The sequence below is a fragment of the Streptomyces sp. NPDC054863 genome (assembly GCF_053610825.1).
The window spans coordinates 1-17,275 of sequence record NZ_JBSGZD010000069.1 but is presented as its reverse complement, the minus strand read 5'-3'; the positions used below and the strand labels follow the sequence as shown (position 1 = coordinate 17,275).

The following is a 17,275-nucleotide window of genomic DNA, read 5'->3' as shown; positions in this document are numbered from 1 at the left end:
GCCCACGTTCCGGCTGCCGAGGAGAGGACGGGGATGCCTGGCCGAACCGGCCGGCCGCCGCGGCAGAGGCCGAAGGGCCGGGGGGGATCGGTCGATCTCGGCCGGAGGGCGCGTCGGCGACCCGAGGGCGCCGTTCGACGTCCCGCGGAACCGCGCCGGGCCCCCGCGCGGCGACAGGCTAGCCCCGAGTGGACCGTTCCGCTGGAATATGCCATAACTCCCCTCCGTAGCACCCTGGTTGCGTAGTGTCGGGGCCGTTCGCGCAAGCCCGGCGGGGATCCGGGGGAGGGGAGTTTCTGCGTGTCCGGAATCGACGCGTGCCTGGTCGAAGCGATGGAGTTGCCCGGCGCTCGCGGGGCCGCCGTCGTCGACTGGACCAGCGGGCTCGCCCTCGGTACGGCCGGCCGTGCGCCCGGCGGCGACGCCGAGACCGCCGCCGCCGAGTCCGCCGAGCTGGCCCGGATGGCCGCCGAGCACGGCACCTTCGCCCCGGAGCACGGCGCGGACGGCGAGCGCGGAGTGGACGCCGAGCACGGAGTGGGCGGCGCGGGCGGAGTGGGCGGCGCGGGCGGAGTGGGCGGCGCGGGCGGAGTGGGCGGCGCGGACCGCAGGGGCCGCAAGGGCCTCCCCGTCGAGGACGTCATCATCACCACCCGTACCGACTACCACCTGCTGCGGTACGTGGAGACCTCCTTCGACAGCAGCGTCTTCCTCCACCTGTGGCTCGACCGCGAGCAGGGCAACCTCGCCCTCGCCCGGCTGCGGCTCGCCGCCCTCGCCGAGCGGCTGGTGCTGGGGTGACCGCGCCGACGCTCAGCCCGGCCGCACCCACATCCCTCTCCCCCATGCTCGTTCGGCTCGCCGACGAGCGGGCGACGGGTGCGCTGCTGCGCGACCACGGCACCCTCTACCTCGCCGAGGGCGAGGTCGTGCACGCGGAGAGCCCGGCCGCTCCCGGCCTCGACGTACTGCTGCACGGGCGGCTGCCGCGGGAGGGCTGGCAGGAGGCGTTCGACCGGGCGGGGCCCGCCGGGCGGGTCGGGCGGTTCCTGGTGGACAGCGGGCGGATCGCGGGCGGCGAGCTCGAACTCGCCCATCTGGGAGCCCTGTTCGACGCCGCGTACTTCGCACTGGCCCCCGGCAGCGGGCCGACCCGGTTCCGGCACGGGGTCGCGCACTGGATGGGCCCGGTACGACCGGTCTCCGCGCGGACCGTGGCCCGCGAGTGCCTGCGCCGCAGGGAGTTGCTCGACACCCTGTGGCCCTACCCGGAGATCGACAACTCACCTGTGGTCACGGACCAGTTGGACGTGCAGGTCACGCGCCGCCAGCAGGACGTGCTCGACCTCGCCGACGGGGCGCGGACGCCCGCCGACATCGCGCGGGCGCTCGGACGGCCCGCGTTCCACACCCTGGTGGACGTGCGGCGGCTGGCTGCGGCCGGAGCGGTGGCGACGCCCCGCGAGCCACCCCGGCCGGCCCTCGCGGCCGTACCGCAGTGGGTGGCCGACATGAAGGAGGACCCGGACGTCGCGCTGCTGCGCCGGCTCCGCGAAGCCCTGGAGGCACTGTGAGGCGCGCACTGCGCACCCGGACCGTACGGACGGACAGGCGCACGGAGGGGCGGATGCCGATGCCGAGGCCGCCGGACCCCGAGACCCTGGCTCGGGTCCTGGAGGAACTGCGGCGGCTGAGGACCAGGCTCCCCCAGCTGACCGGCGCCGTCGCCGCCAGTGTGGACGGCCTGGTGATCGCCGAGGACGCCTCCGGCGTCGTCGAGGCCGAGGGCGTCGCCGCGCTCACCGCCGCCGCACTCGGCGTCTCGCTGCGGCTGGCGGACGCCACCGGCAGGGGTGACTTCCGGGAACTGCTCGTACGGGGCGAGGAGGGGTACGTCGCGACGTACGCCGCCGGAGCCTCGGCCGTCCTCACCCTCCTCGCCGAGCCCCGGATCAACGTGGGCCGGCTGCACCTCGAAGCCCGCCGGGCCGGAGCCCGCATCGGCGACCTCGTCGACAGTACGCACCGCACGAACAGCGCGACCGAACCCATCGGCTGAACCCACACGAAGGAAGTGACCGCTCATGGCCAACACCGAAGCCGCCCTCAAGGAAGCAATGACCACCATCGAGGGCACCATCGGCGTCGCCCTCGTCGACTACACCAGCGGCATGGCCCTGGGCACCGCGGGCGGCAGCAAGGAGCTCGACCTCGCGGTCGCCGCCGCCGGGAACACCGACGTGGTGCGCGCCAAGGTCCGCACCATGGAGCACCTCGGGCTCAACGACGAGATCGAGGACATCCTCATCACCCTCGGCACCCAGTACCACCTGATCCGACTGCTCACGAGCCGCGGCACCAGTGGGCTCTTCCTCTACCTGGCGCTCGACAAGGGCCGCGCGAACCTGGCGATGGCCCGTCACCAACTCAGGAAGATCGAGGCCGAGTTGGAGGTCTGAGCAGCCACCCCGGCGGGGGTGCGGGAATCCGGCCCCCGCACCCCCGCCACCCTCCCGCGATCCACGGAGCGCAGGCGCGCTACTCCACGAAGAGCCCGCGCGCCGCCGCCCGTACGTCGAACTCCTCCAGCCGCGCCTGTGCCTGCGGCAGCCCGTCGCACATCGCCTCCAGGAGCACCCGCCCCAGCAGCATCGGCGCGCACGCCGTGTCGAAGGCGAGCCCCGTGCCGACCGCCGCCGGAATCAGCAGGTCGCTGTGGCGCGCGACCGGCGCGAAGGCCGAGTCGGCGACCGTGACCACGGTCAGCCCCTGCTCACGCGCGTACGCCAGCGCCTCCACCACCTCGCGCGGATGGCGCGGCAGCGCGAAGCACAGCAGGACGTCCGCGCCCGCCCGCCGGGCCGCGTCGATCCGGTCGGCGAGCATCGTCCCGCCCTCGTCGAGCAGCCGGACGTCCGGGTGCACCTTCGCCGCGAAGTACGCGAAACCGCGCGCCTGCGAGGACGCGGCACGCAGCCCGAGCACCGGCAACACCCGTGAGGCGGCGAGGAGCTGCCCCGCCCGCTCGACCGGCGCCGGGTCGGCGAGCAGGTCCGCGAGATGCCGCAGATTCTCGATCTCGGCCTGCACCGCCTGCTGGTACTCGTTGTACGAAGCCGCCGCGTCCGGCCCGTCGGAGGAGCCCGGCGCGACCTCCCGCAGGTGCTTGCGCAGCGCCGGATACCCGTCGAAGCCCAGCGCGACCGCGAACCGGGTCACCGACGGCTGGCTGACCCCGGCCAGCTCCGCCAGCTCCACGCTCGACAGGAACGGCACCTCGGCCGCCCGCCGCACCATGCTGTGCGCGATCCGCCGCTGGGTCGGGGTGAGCCGCCGCCCCTCGAAAAGCTGCTGAAGCCGCGCCGCAGGGCTACCGCTGTCGCTCATCCCGTCGCCTCCTGTCTCTCTCGCCGCACATCCACGCTCCGTACATCCCTGCTCCGTACATCCACGATGCGGGAATCCAAGCCCAACCATTGACATCTATTCAGCCACGCAGAACCCTGCATGACCATATACAGACCGCGTGGGAGGGACACACACATGCCGGAATCCGCGAAGGTCCCCGCGCCCAAGGACTCCCTGGTCGAGCGGCGCTCGATCGACGTCGTCCCCGACTCCGAGCGGCACGGCAGGGCCTTCTCCCAGTTCACTCTCTGGCTGGGCGCGAACCTCCAGATCACCGCCGTCGTCACCGGCGCCCTCGCCGTCGTCTTCGGCGGCGGCCCGCTCTGGTCGATCATCGGCCTCCTCCTGGGCAACCTGCTCGGCGGCGCCGTCATGGCGCTGCACTCGGCGCAGGGCCCGAAGCTCGGGCTGCCCCAAATGATCCAGTCCCGCGCGCAGTTCGGCGTCAAGGGGGCAGTCGTCCCGCTCGTCCTGGTCATCCTCATGTACGTCGGCTTCTTCGCGAGCGGCAGCGTCCTGGCGGGCCAGGCGGTCGGCGAGCTCACCCGTCTCGGCCACACCACCGGCATCATCGTCTTCGCCGCGGTGACCGCGGTCATGGCGGCCGTCGGCTACAAGGTCATCCACGCGCTGGGCCGGGTCGCCAGCGTCGTCTGCGCCCTGGCCTTCGTCTATCTGGGCGTCCGTCTGCTGGACAGCATCGACCTGGGCGCGGTCCTGCGCACGGACGCGGGCTTCGACCTGCCGATGTTCCTGCTGGCCGTCTCCCTGTCCGCCTCCTGGCAGCTCGCCTTCGGCCCGTACGTCGCGGACTACTCGCGCTATCTGCCGCGCTCGACGTCCGGCAAGGCCACCTTCTGGTGGACGCTGGCGGGCTCGGGCATCGGCTCGCAGTGGTCGATGACCTTCGGCGTGCTGGTGGCGGCGACGTCCGGCGGGGCGTTCATGAAGAGCCAGGTGGCGTACGTCGTCGGGCTCGGCGGGGCCGGCCTGATCGCCTCGTTCCTGTACTTCGTGATCGCACTGGGCAAGCTGACCATCAACGTGCTCAACACGTACGGCGGCTTCATGTCGATGGTGACGAGCATCAGCGGGTTCCGGGGGCAGCGGGAGCTCTCGCCGCGCGCCAGGTCCGTGTACATCGCGGGCATCATGGTCGCCGGGACGGCGGTCGCCCTCCTCGGCAAGGACAGCTTCCTGACCTCGTTCAAGGACTTCCTGCTGTTCCTGCTGACCTTCTTCACCCCGTGGTCGGCGATCAACCTGGTCGACTACTATCTGATCTCCCGCGAGCGGTACGACCTCCCGGCCCTCTCCGACCCGCACGGCAGGTACGGCGCCTGGCGCTGGGACGCGATCACCGTCTACGGCGTGGGCATCCTCGCCCAGCTGCCCTTCCTGGTGACGCACTTCTACACGGGCCCGCTGGTCGCCCCGCTGGGCGGCGCGGACATCTCCTGGATCATCGGGCTCCTCGTCCCCGCGGTGCTGTACTTCTTCCTGGCCCGGCGGAACACCGCACACATCCCCGGGGGTGAACCGCAGGAGAAATCGGGGGATAGCCCCACTGCCGTCGCCGCCCGGAATCCGTAGTTTCGAAGCATGGACGCAACAGGCCGTGCTCACGATGCCGAGCTGAAGAATGACCTGGACGCCACCGTCAACGCCCGGAGGGAACTCGGGGCGGACTACGAGGCGGCCCTGGTCGAATCGTTCCTGGAGAAGGTCGAGCAGCGCCTCGACACCACGGTCGACCGGCGGGTGCGCCGCCAGCTGGCCGAGCAGCAGATGGTCGTCGCACGGGGCGCGTCCCGGCCCGCGCGGCCGTCGTCGGGGGACGGCGGCTTCGGCGAGCGCTTCGGGCTCGCGATCATCTCGCTCATACTGGCGATCCCGCTGTCCGCGATCGCGGTGGTGAATGCCGGGCTGATCGGCCTGGTGGTCTGCTGGCTGGGCATCTTCGGCGTCAACGCCGTTCATTCTTCGCGGAGTTGGCCGCTCGGTGATTCTCCGGGGCGCGGGCGACGGGAGGGGTCCTCCGACTGGGAGGACTGACGCCCCGAAGCCCTGAAGCCCTGAAGCCGGCGGCGCCTGAAACCCGGTACCCGGCAAGTCCGGCGCCGGAAAGTCTGACGCGGGGACCGCCGCACCCCCGGCTGCCCGGGGGGCGGGACGACGACGGTCCCCACGCGCGGACACGGTCCGGGTCAGGGCCGGTGACCCGTGTCCTGACGTCCGCGGAGGCCCGGGAGCCGCTCCGGTTGTCCGTGACGCCGACAACCACCACTGTGCCCGCGCCGTGTTAAGCGGGTGCTGCGACCGCATGACGCGCTCGTACCGTTTGCGCGAAGTCCCGCACGCAACACCCGCCCGTACACCCGCTCGGAGAGCGGCGGCGCGTCAGCCCTTCGCGAGGAACGCGAGCAGGTCCTGCCGGCTCACCACGCCGGTCGGCTTGCCCTCGACCAGCACGATCGCCGCGTCCGCACCGCCCTTGCCGCCGAGGACGCTCATCAGGTCCTCGACCGGCTCACCGGAGCCGACCTGCGGCAGCGGGGCCGACATGTGCTTCTCCAGCGGGTCGCCGAGCGAGGCCCGCTGGGCGAACAGGGCGTCCAGCAGCTCCCGTTCGACGACCGAACCGATGACCTCGGCGGCCATCACGTCCGGGTGGCCCGCGCCCGGCTTCACGATCGGCATCTGCGAGACGCCGTACTCGCGGAGCACCTCGATGGCCTCGCCGACGGTCTCCTCCGGGTGCATGTGCACCAGGTGCGGCATGGCCCCGCCCTCCTTGTACTGGAGGACGTCGCCGACCTGCGCCGAGGGACCGGAGTCCTCCAGGAAGCCGTAGTCGGCCATCCACTCGTCGCTGAAGATCTTGCTCATGTAGCCGCGCCCGCTGTCCGGCAGCAGGACGACGACCACGTCGTCGGGACCGAGCCGCTCCGCCACCCGCAGCGCGCCCACGACCGCCATGCCGCAGGAGCCGCCGACCAGCAGCCCCTCCTCCTTGGCGAGGCGGCGCGTCATCTGGAAGGAGTCCTTGTCGGACACCGCGACGATCTCGTCCGTGATGTTCTTGTCGTACGCCGTCGGCCAGAAGTCCTCGCCGACGCCCTCGACGAGGTACGGGCGCCCCGAGCCGCCGGAGTACACGGACCCCTCCGGGTCCGCGCCGACGACGGTGACCTTCCCGCCGCTGGCCTCCTTGAGGTACCGGCCGGTGCCGGAGATCGTGCCGCCGGTGCCGACGCCCGCCACGAAGTGGGTGATCTTCCCGTCCGTCTGCTCCCAGAGCTCGGGTCCGGTCGTCTCGTAGTGCGAGCGCGGGTTGTTGGGGTTGCTGTACTGGTCGGGCTTCCAGGCACCGGGCGTCTCACGGACGAGGCGGTCCGAGACGTTGTAGTACGAGTCCGGGTGCTCGGGGTCGACGGCCGTGGGGCAGACCACGACCTCCGCGCCGTACGCCCGCAGCACATTGATCTTGTCGAGCGACACCTTGTCCGGGCAGACGAAGATGCACTTGTAGCCCTTCTGCTGGGCCACGATCGCCAGGCCGACGCCGGTGTTGCCGGAAGTCGGCTCGACGATGGTGCCGCCGGGCTGCAGCGCACCGCTCTCCTCGGCGGCCTCGATCATGCGGACGGCGATCCGGTCCTTCACGGATCCGCCCGGGTTGAAGTATTCGACCTTAGCCAGAACGGTCGCCTGAATGCCTGCGGTCACTCGGTTCAGCTTCACCAGCGGGGTGTTGCCTACGAGGCTGATCATCGAGTCGTGAAATTGCACGTCTTCTCCGGGGTCTCCGTGATGGTGCGGCCCAGAGTAGACCGATGCTCCACCTCCCGTAATCACCATTGGCGGAGATTGAGCAGCACCTGTTACCGGGCAGTTAGCAGGTGTACGGACCGACAGGCGCACGGACGTTCGTGCGGATGGCTCTTCGAGGAGGTGGCTGCGACTGTGTCGAGGGCGAGGGTGGCACGGCGAATCGCCGCGGGCGCGGCGTACGGCGGCGGCGGCATCGGGCTGATCGGGGCCGCGACGGTGGGACTGGTGCTCGCGGAGGTACAGCTGGCGAAACGGGCGGTGGGCGGCTCGGTCGCGCCGATCGCCCCACCGGCGGACGGCCTGTACGGCACGGCCTTCACGGGCCGGACCGGCCTGCCGCCGCTGCGGCTGGGGGTGCTCGGCGACTCCACGGCGGCCGGCCAGGGCGTACGGCGGGCCGGGCACACCCCGGGCGCACTCCTGGCCTCGGGCCTGGCGGCGGTCGCGGAGCGGCCGGTGGAACTGCGCAACGTGGCGCTTCCCGGCGCCATGTCCGACGACCTGGAGCGCCAGGTGTCCCTGCTCGTCCGGGACCCGGTGCAGCCCCCGGACGTGTGCGTGATCATGATCGGCGCGAACGACGTGACGCACCGGATGCCCCCGACCCAGTCGGTACGCCATCTGGCTTCGGCGGTACGGAGGCTGCGCACGGCCGGCGCGGAGGTCATCGTCGGGACCTGCCCCGACCTGGGCACGATCGAGCCGGTGTACCAGCCGCTGCGGTGGCTGGCCCGCAGGGTCTCGCGGCAGCTGGCGGCGGCGCAGACGATCGGAGTCGTCGAACAGGGCGGGCGGACGGTGTCGCTCGGCGACCTCCTCGGGCCGGAATTCGCGGCGAACCCGCGCGAGCTCTTCGGCCCCGACAACTACCACCCCTCGGCGGAGGGGTACTCCACCGCGGCCATGGCGGTACTCCCCACACTGTGCGCGGCACTCGGTCTTTGGCCGGAATCCGACCGGCTGGACGGCTCCCGCGACGAGGGCATGCTGCCGGTCGCCAGGGCGGCGACGAAGGCCGCGTCGGAGGCGGGGACGGAGGTCACCGGGGCACGCGCGCCCTGGGCCCTCCTGAAGCACCGGCGCCGCCGCAGGATCCCGGCGGCACCGGACCCCGCGTCGCCCTCGACGACCGGTGCGCGGGGGTAGGGGTGGGCCCCTGCCCTCCTCGCCGCCTTGGGCAGCGGGGCCCCCGGGGCCGGTGGTCGTCGTGCGGGTGCGTCGTGGCAGATCGCGCAGTTCCCCGCGCCCCTCAATGCCTGCCCCCGGCCCCCCGGCCCTCTTGGGCAGCGGGGTCACCCCGCCGCCTGCCTGAGCAACCGCTTAGAAGTGCGGTCCGCGTCACACCACCCACCCGGTGACCACTCCCGGTACGTGCCGGTAACTTCGAAGGAGGACCGGCCACTTCACCCGCACCCACCCCGCACCTCCAGGAGTCCCGATGCCCGAAGCCGTGATCGTCTCCACCGCCCGCTCCCCCATCGGCCGCGCCTTCAAGGGCTCGCTCAAGGACCTCCGCGCCGACGACCTCACCGCGACCATCATCCAGAGCGCCCTCGCCAAGGTCCCCGAGCTCGACCCGCGCGACATCGACGACCTGATGCTCGGCTGCGGCCTCCCCGGCGGCGAGCAGGGCAACAACCTCGGCCGCATCGTCGCCGTGCAGATGGGGATGGACCACCTCCCCGGCTGTACGGTCACCCGCTACTGCTCCTCCTCCCTCCAGACCTCCCGCATGGCCCTGCACGCCATCAAGGCCGGCGAGGGGGACGTGTTCGTCTCCGCCGGTGTCGAGATGGTGTCGCGCTTCGCGAAGGGGAACTCGGACTCGCTCCCGGACACGCACAACCCGCTGTTCGCGGACGCCGAGGCCCGTACCGCCGCCCGCGCCGAGCAGGGCGGCGACGACTGGCGCGACCCCCGCGAGGACGGCCTCGTACCGGATGCGTACATCTCGATGGGGCAGACCGCCGAGAACCTGGCCCGGCTCAAGGGCGTGACCCGCGCCGACATGGACGCCTTCGGCGTCCGCTCGCAGAACCTCGCCGAGCAGGCCATCAAGAACGGCTTCTGGGAGCGGGAGATCACCCCGGTCACCACCCCCGACGGCACGGTCGTCAGCCAGGACGACGGCCCGCGCGCAGGCGTCACCCTCGAAGGCGTCTCGGGCCTCAAGCCCGTCTTCCGCCCCGACGGCCTCGTCACCGCCGGCAACTGCTGCCCGCTCAACGACGGCGCCGCCGCCCTCGTGATCATGTCCGACACCAAGGCGCGCGAGCTCGGCCTGACGCCGCTCGCCCGCATCGTCTCCACCGGTGTCTCCGGCCTCTCGCCCGAGATCATGGGCTACGGGCCGGTCGAGGCCAGCAGGCAGGCGCTGAAGCGCGCCGGGCTGAGCGTCGGCGACATCGACCTGGCCGAGATCAACGAGGCGTTCGCCGCCCAGGTGATCCCCTCGTACCAGGACCTCGGCCTGGACCTCGACAAGGTCAACGTCAACGGCGGCGCCATCGCCGTCGGCCACCCCTTCGGCATGACCGGCGCCCGCATCACCACCACCCTCATCAACAGCCTCCAGTTCCACGACAAGCAGTTCGGCCTGGAGACGATGTGCGTCGGCGGCGGCCAGGGCATGGCCATGGTCATCGAGCGCCTCAGCTGACAGCAAGGTGTGCCTCCGGCCCTCCCACGGACCTCCACCGGCCCTTCCAACGGCCGGAGGCACACGCCCCATTGCGACCGGAGGCACACCCTCCGTACACCCTTTCTGTGGGACAGCTCACGAATCCCCGAGATCACCGAGCGCGCCGCCCGTTCGAAGCGCACAATCATCTGAGCGCATCCGGTGCGCGCCCCCCGTGCGCCCCGTCAATCGTGTCGCGTCCCAGTCGTGACCCAATCTCCCCCAGGATGTGATCTGTCCCCGGGGGGAACCTCGTTCACGCAGGTCACGGCTGTTTACGGACGAAAGACCAGGTCCAAAGACCTGTCCAATTCATGACGTAATGCACTGCCGGCGAGCGAGCGCACACGGGAAGCTGAGGTAGGAAGTCCGGGGGATCGGTCGGGGGACCGATATCGGCCGGGGTCCGCCTCGGAAGTCGGCCGGGTTCGTCCAGGGGATCGCAATGAATTCAGGAGTACGTCAGTGAGCGCCATGTCTCTTGCCCTGCTGCTCGCCACCGCTGCCACGGCGGCCGTGGGCGCCGCCGCCCTGCGCACCGTCCGTGAACTCCGCGAGGAGGTCGCCGCGTTGCGCGCCGACCGCGCGGCCGACCGCGAGCAGGCGGCACAGTCGCAGGCCAGGGCGGCGCTCGCCGCGCTCCCCCAGCAGACCCGCAGCAGCGGCACCTCGGTCACTCCGGCCGCCGAGATACGGGCCGCAGTGACCGAGGCCCTGGCCGAGGAGCGGGAGCGGGAGCTGGCCGAGGCGCGCGCGTTCTGGGCGGCGCAGGAGGCCAGGGACGCGGCGGACGCCCCGTCGCTGCTCGGCGGTTTCACCACGGCCGAGCAGGAGTCCCTCTCGTACTACATGCCCAGGCCCGCCGAGTTCACCGGGCTGCAGGAGGGCGAGCTGGAGGCCCTCCTGGAGGCGACGCGTGCCTACGGCGCCGAGGAGTCGGAGTTCTACCTCTCCATCGAGGAGGAGGAGGCCGCCGAGGCCGAGTACGCGGCCCAGGCCCTGAAGGACGCGCAGCAGGCACAGCGCACCGGAAGCCACCGCAACGGCGACCTCACGGACGCCGAAGCCTCCACCGAAGCCGAAGCCGAAGCCGATGCCTCTGTCGAGGACGACAGCGACGCGGACGACGACCTGCCCGGCGACTCCGCCGAGCTGGCCGCCGCCCGCCGCCGGCACCCCTCGCACCCCGACTTCGTGCCCTTCGTGCCGCAGCCGGCGGCCTCCCCCGGCGCCGACCGCGGCGACCACGACGCGACGATGGCCAGGCTGGAGGGGCTCGCCGTCACCCGCGCCCCGCTCGCGGACATCCGGCCGGGCCCGCTCGGCACCCTCGACGTGTACGTCTTCGTGGACGGTACGACGCTGTGCATGACCCCCGGCCACCGCGAGACGGCGGAACTGCTCGCGCAGTCGCTGCGGGACGGGAGGCCCCCGGTACTGCTCGGCGGCTCCGGCATTTCCGGGGCCTACGCGCTGACGTTCTCGTGCGGCGAGGAGAACGTCTACATCCTCGCGGACCGCGTCATCGCCTCGTACCCCGCATAAGGCCCCGTACCCGGCCAAGGGGCCCGCGTCCCGCGCAAGGGCCTTTCAGGCGGCCCTACAGCCGCTTCTCGGCCGCTTCCACCAGCGCCACGGCCTCGTCCAATTCACCGGACGGGGCCGTTCCCACGACCAGTGCCAAATCGCGCCCCGCGACCGCCAGTTGATCGGCCACGGCGAACAGGCCCGCGTCCGGCATCGGCAGCGGCTCCCGGCCGGGGAACTCCAGGCGCTGCGCCCGCAGCGCGAATTCCCTGGCCAGCGCCAGTCCTTCGGCTGCCGCGCCTTGGCGCAGCCTGCTCTCGGGGGTGGAGCGCAGCCGGTCGGCGAGCCGCTCCACGGCGGTCAGCAAGGGTGTCGTATCCAGCACATCGCGACCCTACGCGCCCGGCCGGGACTGTTGCCAACAGGCCAACACTCAGGCACGGTGACGTGAAGGACCAGCACCGCGCAATGCCTTCCGGAGGCGCCGATGTCCCAAGTCTTCTCCGAAGAGACCCATCGCAACCTGCTCTCCCGAATCCCCCACTGCACCGGTCGTGAAGTGTCCGACTGGCTGCGCACCGTCGACGACGGGCCCTCCCTCTTCCGCTTCGAGGAAAAGGTGAGCTGGCTCCGCAGCGAGCACAACCTGGCCCACGGCCACGCCAAGGCGATCATCCACGAGTACGACCTGAGGCGCGCCGCCAGAAAGTTCCTCTGACCCTCCGACCCCTGTCCCCCCCTCACGCACGCGGAAGGGCCCGCAGACCGTCCGTACGGTCTGCGGGCCCTTCTCTGCGACGCAGCGAGGCTGCGGTGCCGCGCGGTCGTGAAGCCGCGCAACGGGTCTGCTAGTCGTCGCCGCTCAGGATCGAGACGAGACGCAGCATCTCCAGGTAGATCCACACCAGGGTCATGGTGAGGCCGAAGGCCGCCATCCACGACTCCTCGCGCGGGGCGCCGTACGCGATGCCGTCCTCGACCTGCTTGAAGTCCATGGCGAGGAAGAACGCACCGAGCAGCACGCCCACGACGCCGAAGATGATGCCCAGGCCGCCGCTGCGGAAGCCGAGGCCGTCACCGCCGCCGAACACCATGAACAGCAGGTTCACGGCGGTGAGCACCATGAAGCTGATCGCGGCGATCATCACGAAGCGCGTGAAGCGGGCCGTGACCCGGACGATCCGGGTCTTGTAGAGCACGAGCATGGTGACGAAGACCGCCATCGTGCCCAGTACCGCCTGCATCGCGGCGCCCTGTGCGACCCACGTGTTGACGTAGTTGCTGATCGCGCCGAGGAAGAGGCCCTCGAAGGCCGCGTACGCCAGGATCAGCGCCGGGACGGGCTTCTGCTTGAACGACTGGATCAGGCCGAGCACCATCGCGATGACGGCCGCGCCGATGGCCAGACCGAGGCTCATCTGCGTGACCCAGGCGACGGTCGCGCCCGCGACCACGAGGCCGAGGGTGATGGCCGTGCGCGTGACGACGTCGTCCATCGTCATGACGCTGCCGCGCGGCGGTGCTACCGGGGCGCCGTACTGGTCCTGCTGGGCGTACGGATTGGTCGCGTACGGGTTCGTCGCGTCCTGGGCGTACGGATTGCCCTGGGCGTAGGGGTTGCCCTGGGTACCCACGGCGGGGCCCCCGGCCTGCGGCTGCTGCGCGTTGAAGCCCGCGCGGCCGTTGTCGCGGCTGAACCCCCGTCGCGAGAAGACCGGGTTGCTGCTCCTCATTTCACTCCTCCATGGCCACCGTGTGCGACCTTGCTGTCAAGGGTAATGGGGGCGCAAAGAAACCACCCCTGTACCAGAGGAGGATCTTTCCCCGATCCTGCCGCACGCGAGGGGTGGTCCCTGCGCCGCGGCGAGGAGCAGAGCTGGACGCGAACGTGCCCGGAACCGGACTCGAACCGGTACGCCCCCGAGGGGCAGCGAGGTTTAAGCTCGCCGTGTCTGCATTCCACCATCCGGGCAGGGCGCGAGGCCGCGACAATGGCTCAGAGCCTATCCGCAGAGATCCTCCGGACAGCCGTGCATCGGCCCAACGCTGTCTTATTTTATGGACGCTTGATGGAGTGTCAGTGGAGCCGTCAGGTCGTGTGGCGTGGGCCGGAGCCGAGACGGGCCGGTTGCGCCCCGTGTCTGAGCGTGCACGGGATTGACGGAAACTCGACGTCTTGTGGCCGGGTCGGTGACGAGGACTGTCGCCCCGCCGGTGCGGCCCGGAGCGCGGCCCGGGGACCGCTCCCGGTCTCGGGGTCGCCGTCATACTCAAGGAGGACGGGGACCGCCGGGGGTCAGTCTGGAGGTTGTCACGGGAACCGCCATGCGGAGGGACTCGCGGACGTAAAAGCGACGTGAGGATGGGAAGCGTCCCCCCAAACGTCCCGACAGGAGCTCCACCGTGACCACGTACCCCCAGCAGTCCATGCACCGCGCCACCGCGGTGGCCGCCCGTGCCACCGAACTGTCCAAGGTCTACGGGCACGGTGAGACCCAGGTCGTCGCGCTGGACCGGGTGACGGTCGACTTCCGGCAGGGCGAGTTCACCGCGATCATGGGCCCCTCGGGCTCCGGCAAGTCGACGCTGATGCACTGTGTGGCCGGGCTGGACTCGTTCTCCTCCGGTTCCGTACGGATCGGCGAGACCGAGCTCGGGACGCTGAAGGACAAGCAGCTCACTCAGCTGCGGCGGGACAAGATCGGATTCATCTTCCAGGCGTTCAACCTGCTGCCGACGCTGAACGCGCTGGAGAACATCACGCTGCCGATGGACATCGCGGGCCGCAGGCCCGACAAGGCGTGGCTGGACAAGGTCATCGAGATGGTCGGCCTCTCGGCCCGGCTGAAGCACCGGCCGTCGGAGCTGTCCGGCGGACAGCAGCAGCGGGTGGCCGTGGCGCGTGCGCTGGCGAGCAGGCCGGAGATCATGTTCGGCGACGAGCCGACCGGAAACCTGGACTCCCGCTCCGGCGCGGAGGTGCTGGGCTTCCTCCGCAATTCGGTGCGCGAGCTGGGGCAGACAGTCGTCATGGTGACGCACGACCCGGTGGCCGCCTCCTACGCGGACCGGGTGATCTTCCTGGCCGACGGGCGGATCGTCGACGAGATGCTGCACCCCACCGCGGACGGTGTCCTCGACCGGATGAAGGACTTCGACACCAAGGGCCGTACGAGCTGACCAGCGCTCCGGCCCTCCGCCCACCGACCTCTCTTCCTCCAGGACGTACATCCATGTTCCGCACCGCCCTGCGCAATGTGCTCGCGCACAAGGCCAGGCTGCTGATGACCGTGCTCGCCGTCATGCTCGGCGTCGCCTTCGTCTCCGGCACCCTGATCTTCAGCGACAGCCTCCACAACGCCTACCGCCAGCAGTTGAGCAAGGGGCTCGACAACGTGGCCGTCGGCATCACCGACTACGGCACCCCTGCCGACGCCGCCGAACAGCGGCCGGGCGTCAGCCAGGCCCAGCTCGCCAGGATCGCCGCCGTGCCCGGCGCGGACGCGGCCACCGGCGTGGTTCACGGCTTCGCGGGAGCGGCCGACCGCGACGGCAAGCTCATCGCCCAGGGCTGGTCCAACAAGGGTGGCAACTTCTTCCCCGGCAAGGACGGCCAGGACTGGCGCTACCGCTTCACCGGCGGCCACGGCCCGGCGAACTCCGGTGAGATCGCCCTCGACAAGGCGACCGCCGACAAGGGCGGGTACAAGGTCGGCGACAAGGTCCGCATCGCCACCAACCGTCCGGTGAAGGAGTACACCCTCAGCGGTGTCTTCACCTCCGACCAGGGTGACGTCAACTCCGGCGGCAGCCTGGTGCTGTTCGACAACAGGACCGCGCAGGAGCTCTTCCTCAAGCCCGGCCACTACTCCTCGGTCACCGTGACCGGCAGGCCCGGCACCGACCAGAGCGCGCTGCGGGACGCGATCGCGCCGCTGGTGTCCAAGGACGCCGAGGTGCAGACGGGCCGGCAGCTCGCCGCAGAAGAGGAGCGGATGGTCTCGGAGTCGACGAAGACCCTCACCCAGGTGCTGCTGGGCTTCGCCGGGATCGCGCTGTTCGTCGGGGTCTTCCTGATCTCCAACACCTTCACCATGCTGGTCGCCCAGCGCACCAAGGAACTCGCGCTGATGCGCGCCGTCGGTGCCTCGCGCAAGCAGATCACCCGCTCGATCCTGGCCGAGGCCGGCCTCGTCGGCCTGATCGCCTCGGTGATCGGTTTCGCCCTCGGCCTGGGCCTGGCAGCGGGTCTGAGCCCGGTGATGGACGCCATGGGCGCCCAGCTCCCGGACGGCCCGCTGGTCGTCGGCGTGACCCCGGTGGTCGCCTCGCTGACCGTCGGCGTGCTGATCACGATGTTCGCCGCCTGGCTGCCCGCCCGCCGGGCCGCGAAGATCCCGCCGGTCGCCGCGATGAGCAGCGTGCACGCCACCCCGTCCATGAAGTCCCTGGTCGTACGGAACGTCCTCGGCGCCGTCGTCACCGGCATCGGTGCGGCCACCGTCGTCGCCGGCGCGGCCATGGGCAAGGAGACGGGCCGGATCCTCATCGGGGGCGGCGCGTTCCTGGCCCTGATCGGCATCATCATCCTGATCCCGCTGCTGTCGCGGCCGGTGATCGCCCTGGTGCGCCCGCTGCTGCACCGCGTGTTCAAGGTCTCCGGCAAGCTGGCCGGGCTGAACTCGGTCCGCAACCCGCGCCGCACCGGCGCCACCGCGTCCGCCCTGGCCATCGGCCTCACCCTGGTCACCGGTCTGACCGTGCTCGGCGTGACCATGGGCCGGGCCATCGACAACCAGACCACGGCAGTGGTCAAGGCCGACTACATGGTCTCGATGGCCAACCACTCCTCCCTGGACAGGTCCGTCATCGAGACGATCGCCAAGGCCAAGGGCGTCACCGCCTCGTCGCCGCAGCAGTTCGGCTCCCTCAAGGGCCCCGGCGACTCCTTCCAGAACGCGGTGGGCGTCACCCCGGGCGACGTCGAGAAGGTACTGAACCTCTCCGTCGTCGAGGGATCGCTGGGCGGCCTGGCCCGCGGCGGGATCGCGGTCGACGAGAAGACCGCAGCGAGCGAGGGCTACCGGGTCGGCCAGACCCTGGACATGGCCTTCGAGGACGGCAAGAAGACCAAGCTCACCGTCAACGGCATCTACGGCCGCAACGAGTTCCTGAGCGGCATCATGATCGATGCCAAGACCCTGGCGCAGCACACTCAGAAGCCGCTCATCTACTCGGCGTACGTGACCATGGACGGCGGCGCGAACGCGGCCAACGAGCAGTCCCTGGTCGACTCGCTCGGCAAGAACCCGGCGATCGTCATGATGGACAGCAACGACATCCGCAACGAGTTCGGCGGCGTCGTCAACCAGATGCTCAACATCATGTACGGCCTGCTCGCCATGGCCCTGGTCATCGCCGTGCTCGGTGTCGTCAACACCCTCGCGATGTCGGTCTTCGAGCGCCAGCAGGAGATCGGCATGCTGCGGGCGATCGGCCTGGCGCGCGGCAGGGTCAAGACCATGATCCGTCTGGAGGCCGTGGTGATCTCGGTGTTCGGCGCGGTGGTCGGTGTGGTCCTCGGTACGTTCCTGGCCTGGGCCATCGGCCAGACCATCAAGGACCAGGTCGTCGGCTACTCGCTGATCATCCCGTGGGACCGCATCGGCATCTTCCTGGTGCTGGCCGGCGTGGTCGGCGTACTGGCCGCCATGTGGCCGGCCCGCAGCGCGGCGAAGCTGAACATGCTCTCCGCCATCAAGGCCGAATAGCCCACCGGGACCACAGGAACCCGGGGCGGCCCCCACGACGTGCGTACGTCGTGGG

The 17,275-nt window shown here is 70.9% G+C and carries 16 protein-coding genes and 1 tRNA gene; 12 read left to right on the top strand and 5 right to left on the bottom strand.

Annotation, left to right across the window (positions count from 1 at the left end; genetic code table 11):
• The first annotated feature begins 300 nt into the window (after positions 1-300).
• The 4 genes from ACWGIG_RS15590 to ACWGIG_RS15575 are packed head-to-tail and all read left to right on the top strand — an operon-like array spanning position 301 to position 2,459.
• Positions 301-801, top strand: coding sequence for a hypothetical protein (locus ACWGIG_RS15590; RefSeq protein ID WP_453322116.1), 501 nt, complete (start codon positions 301-303; stop codon positions 799-801).
• A complete protein-coding gene (locus ACWGIG_RS15585; RefSeq protein WP_453322115.1) occupies positions 798-1,574 on the top strand; it encodes a transcriptional regulator in 777 nt (258 codons plus the stop codon). The genes ACWGIG_RS15590 and ACWGIG_RS15585 overlap by 4 nt, the downstream gene beginning before the upstream one ends.
• 53 nt (positions 1,575-1,627) lie before the next feature.
• Positions 1,628-2,059, top strand: a complete 432-nt coding sequence (locus ACWGIG_RS15580) for a roadblock/LC7 domain-containing protein (protein WP_453322114.1) — start codon at positions 1,628-1,630, stop codon at positions 2,057-2,059.
• Positions 2,060-2,084: 25 nt separating this feature from the next.
• Positions 2,085-2,459: a hypothetical protein gene (locus ACWGIG_RS15575; protein WP_453322113.1), complete on the top strand. Its 375-nt coding sequence runs from the start codon at positions 2,085-2,087 to the stop codon at positions 2,457-2,459.
• Between the two features lie 79 nt (positions 2,460-2,538).
• On the opposite strand, the gene ACWGIG_RS15570 is transcribed toward ACWGIG_RS15575, so the two are convergent.
• Positions 2,539-3,387, bottom strand: a complete 849-nt coding sequence (locus ACWGIG_RS15570; protein WP_453322112.1) for a MurR/RpiR family transcriptional regulator — start codon at positions 3,385-3,387, stop codon at positions 2,539-2,541.
• 156 nt (positions 3,388-3,543) lie between these two features.
• Here ACWGIG_RS15570 and ACWGIG_RS15565 point away from each other — a divergent pair, with 156 nt between their 5' ends.
• Positions 3,544-5,001: a purine-cytosine permease family protein gene (locus tag ACWGIG_RS15565; protein ID WP_453322111.1), complete on the top strand. Its 1,458-nt coding sequence runs from the start codon at positions 3,544-3,546 to the stop codon at positions 4,999-5,001.
• A gap of 9 nt (positions 5,002-5,010) precedes the next feature.
• Positions 5,011-5,463 carry a hypothetical protein gene (locus tag ACWGIG_RS15560; protein WP_453322110.1) on the top strand — a complete coding sequence of 151 codons (453 nt, stop codon included), beginning with the start codon at positions 5,011-5,013 and terminating at the stop codon, positions 5,461-5,463.
• Positions 5,464-5,808: 345 nt separating this feature from the next.
• On the opposite strand, the gene ACWGIG_RS15555 is transcribed toward ACWGIG_RS15560, so the two are convergent.
• Positions 5,809-7,200, bottom strand: coding sequence for a cystathionine beta-synthase (locus ACWGIG_RS15555; protein WP_453322109.1), 1,392 nt, complete (start codon positions 7,198-7,200; stop codon positions 5,809-5,811).
• 189 nt (positions 7,201-7,389) lie between these two features.
• Here ACWGIG_RS15555 and ACWGIG_RS15550 point away from each other — a divergent pair, with 189 nt between their 5' ends.
• The 3 genes from ACWGIG_RS15550 to ACWGIG_RS15540 all read left to right on the top strand — a co-directional run bounded on the left by ACWGIG_RS15550 (position 7,390) and on the right by ACWGIG_RS15540 (position 11,467).
• Positions 7,390-8,388: an SGNH/GDSL hydrolase family protein gene (locus ACWGIG_RS15550; protein ID WP_453322108.1), complete on the top strand. Its 999-nt coding sequence runs from the start codon at positions 7,390-7,392 to the stop codon at positions 8,386-8,388.
• Between the two features lie 292 nt (positions 8,389-8,680).
• On the top strand, positions 8,681-9,901 hold the full coding sequence (locus tag ACWGIG_RS15545; protein ID WP_453322107.1) for an acetyl-CoA C-acetyltransferase: 1,221 nt from the start codon (positions 8,681-8,683) through the stop codon (positions 9,899-9,901).
• A 495-nt stretch (positions 9,902-10,396) separates the two neighbouring features.
• On the top strand, positions 10,397-11,467 hold the full coding sequence (locus tag ACWGIG_RS15540) for a hypothetical protein (RefSeq protein ID WP_453322128.1): 1,071 nt from the start codon (positions 10,397-10,399) through the stop codon (positions 11,465-11,467).
• Between the two features lie 55 nt (positions 11,468-11,522).
• On the opposite strand, the gene ACWGIG_RS15535 is transcribed toward ACWGIG_RS15540, so the two are convergent.
• Entirely contained in the window at positions 11,523-11,834 is a 312-nt protein-coding gene (locus ACWGIG_RS15535; RefSeq protein ID WP_453322106.1) for a hypothetical protein, read from the bottom strand.
• 102 nt (positions 11,835-11,936) lie between these two features.
• On the opposite strand from ACWGIG_RS15535, the gene ACWGIG_RS15530 reads away from it, so the two are divergent.
• Positions 11,937-12,167 (top strand): DUF4287 domain-containing protein, encoded by a 231-nt coding sequence (locus tag ACWGIG_RS15530; RefSeq protein WP_398419646.1) that lies wholly within the window; start codon positions 11,937-11,939, stop codon positions 12,165-12,167.
• Positions 12,168-12,297: 130 nt separating this feature from the next.
• Here ACWGIG_RS15530 and ACWGIG_RS15525 read toward each other — a convergent pair whose 3' ends face one another.
• Together ACWGIG_RS15525 and ACWGIG_RS15520 are read right to left on the bottom strand one after the other, a co-directional pair.
• Positions 12,298-13,182 (bottom strand): Bax inhibitor-1/YccA family protein, encoded by an 885-nt coding sequence (locus tag ACWGIG_RS15525; protein WP_453322105.1) that lies wholly within the window; start codon positions 13,180-13,182, stop codon positions 12,298-12,300.
• Between the two features lie 156 nt (positions 13,183-13,338).
• Positions 13,339-13,421 (bottom strand) — tRNA-Leu (locus tag ACWGIG_RS15520).
• A 455-nt stretch (positions 13,422-13,876) separates the two neighbouring features.
• Between ACWGIG_RS15520 and ACWGIG_RS15515 the strand changes: the two genes are divergently transcribed.
• Together ACWGIG_RS15515 and ACWGIG_RS15510 are read left to right on the top strand one after the other, a co-directional pair.
• A complete protein-coding gene (locus tag ACWGIG_RS15515; protein WP_453322127.1) occupies positions 13,877-14,629 on the top strand; it encodes an ABC transporter ATP-binding protein in 753 nt (250 codons plus the stop codon).
• 53 nt (positions 14,630-14,682) lie between these two features.
• The gene (locus ACWGIG_RS15510) at positions 14,683-17,220 is read left to right on the top strand and encodes an ABC transporter permease (RefSeq protein ID WP_453322104.1); all 2,538 of its coding nucleotides are present in this window, start codon (positions 14,683-14,685) and stop codon (positions 17,218-17,220) included.
• Positions 17,221-17,275: the final 55 nt, after the last annotated feature.

Coding starts and splice junctions, on each gene's coding strand:
- ACWGIG_RS15545 (WP_453322107.1), top strand. CDS start 8,681: ATGCCCGAAGCCGTGATCGTCTCCACCGCCCGCTCCCCCATCGGCCGC.
- ACWGIG_RS15510 (WP_453322104.1), top strand. CDS start 14,683: ATGTTCCGCACCGCCCTGCGCAATGTGCTCGCGCACAAGGCCAGGCTG.
- ACWGIG_RS15515 (WP_453322127.1), top strand. CDS start 13,877: ATGCACCGCGCCACCGCGGTGGCCGCCCGTGCCACCGAACTGTCCAAG.
- ACWGIG_RS15570 (WP_453322112.1), bottom strand. CDS start 3,387: ATGAGCGACAGCGGTAGCCCTGCGGCGCGGCTTCAGCAGCTTTTCGAG.
- ACWGIG_RS15525 (WP_453322105.1), bottom strand. CDS start 13,182: ATGAGGAGCAGCAACCCGGTCTTCTCGCGACGGGGGTTCAGCCGCGAC.
- ACWGIG_RS15575 (WP_453322113.1), top strand. CDS start 2,085: ATGGCCAACACCGAAGCCGCCCTCAAGGAAGCAATGACCACCATCGAG.
- ACWGIG_RS15530 (WP_398419646.1), top strand. CDS start 11,937: ATGTCCCAAGTCTTCTCCGAAGAGACCCATCGCAACCTGCTCTCCCGA.
- ACWGIG_RS15560 (WP_453322110.1), top strand. CDS start 5,011: ATGGACGCAACAGGCCGTGCTCACGATGCCGAGCTGAAGAATGACCTG.
- ACWGIG_RS15580 (WP_453322114.1), top strand. CDS start 1,628: ATGCCGATGCCGAGGCCGCCGGACCCCGAGACCCTGGCTCGGGTCCTG.
- ACWGIG_RS15540 (WP_453322128.1), top strand. CDS start 10,397: ATGTCTCTTGCCCTGCTGCTCGCCACCGCTGCCACGGCGGCCGTGGGC.
- ACWGIG_RS15565 (WP_453322111.1), top strand. CDS start 3,544: ATGCCGGAATCCGCGAAGGTCCCCGCGCCCAAGGACTCCCTGGTCGAG.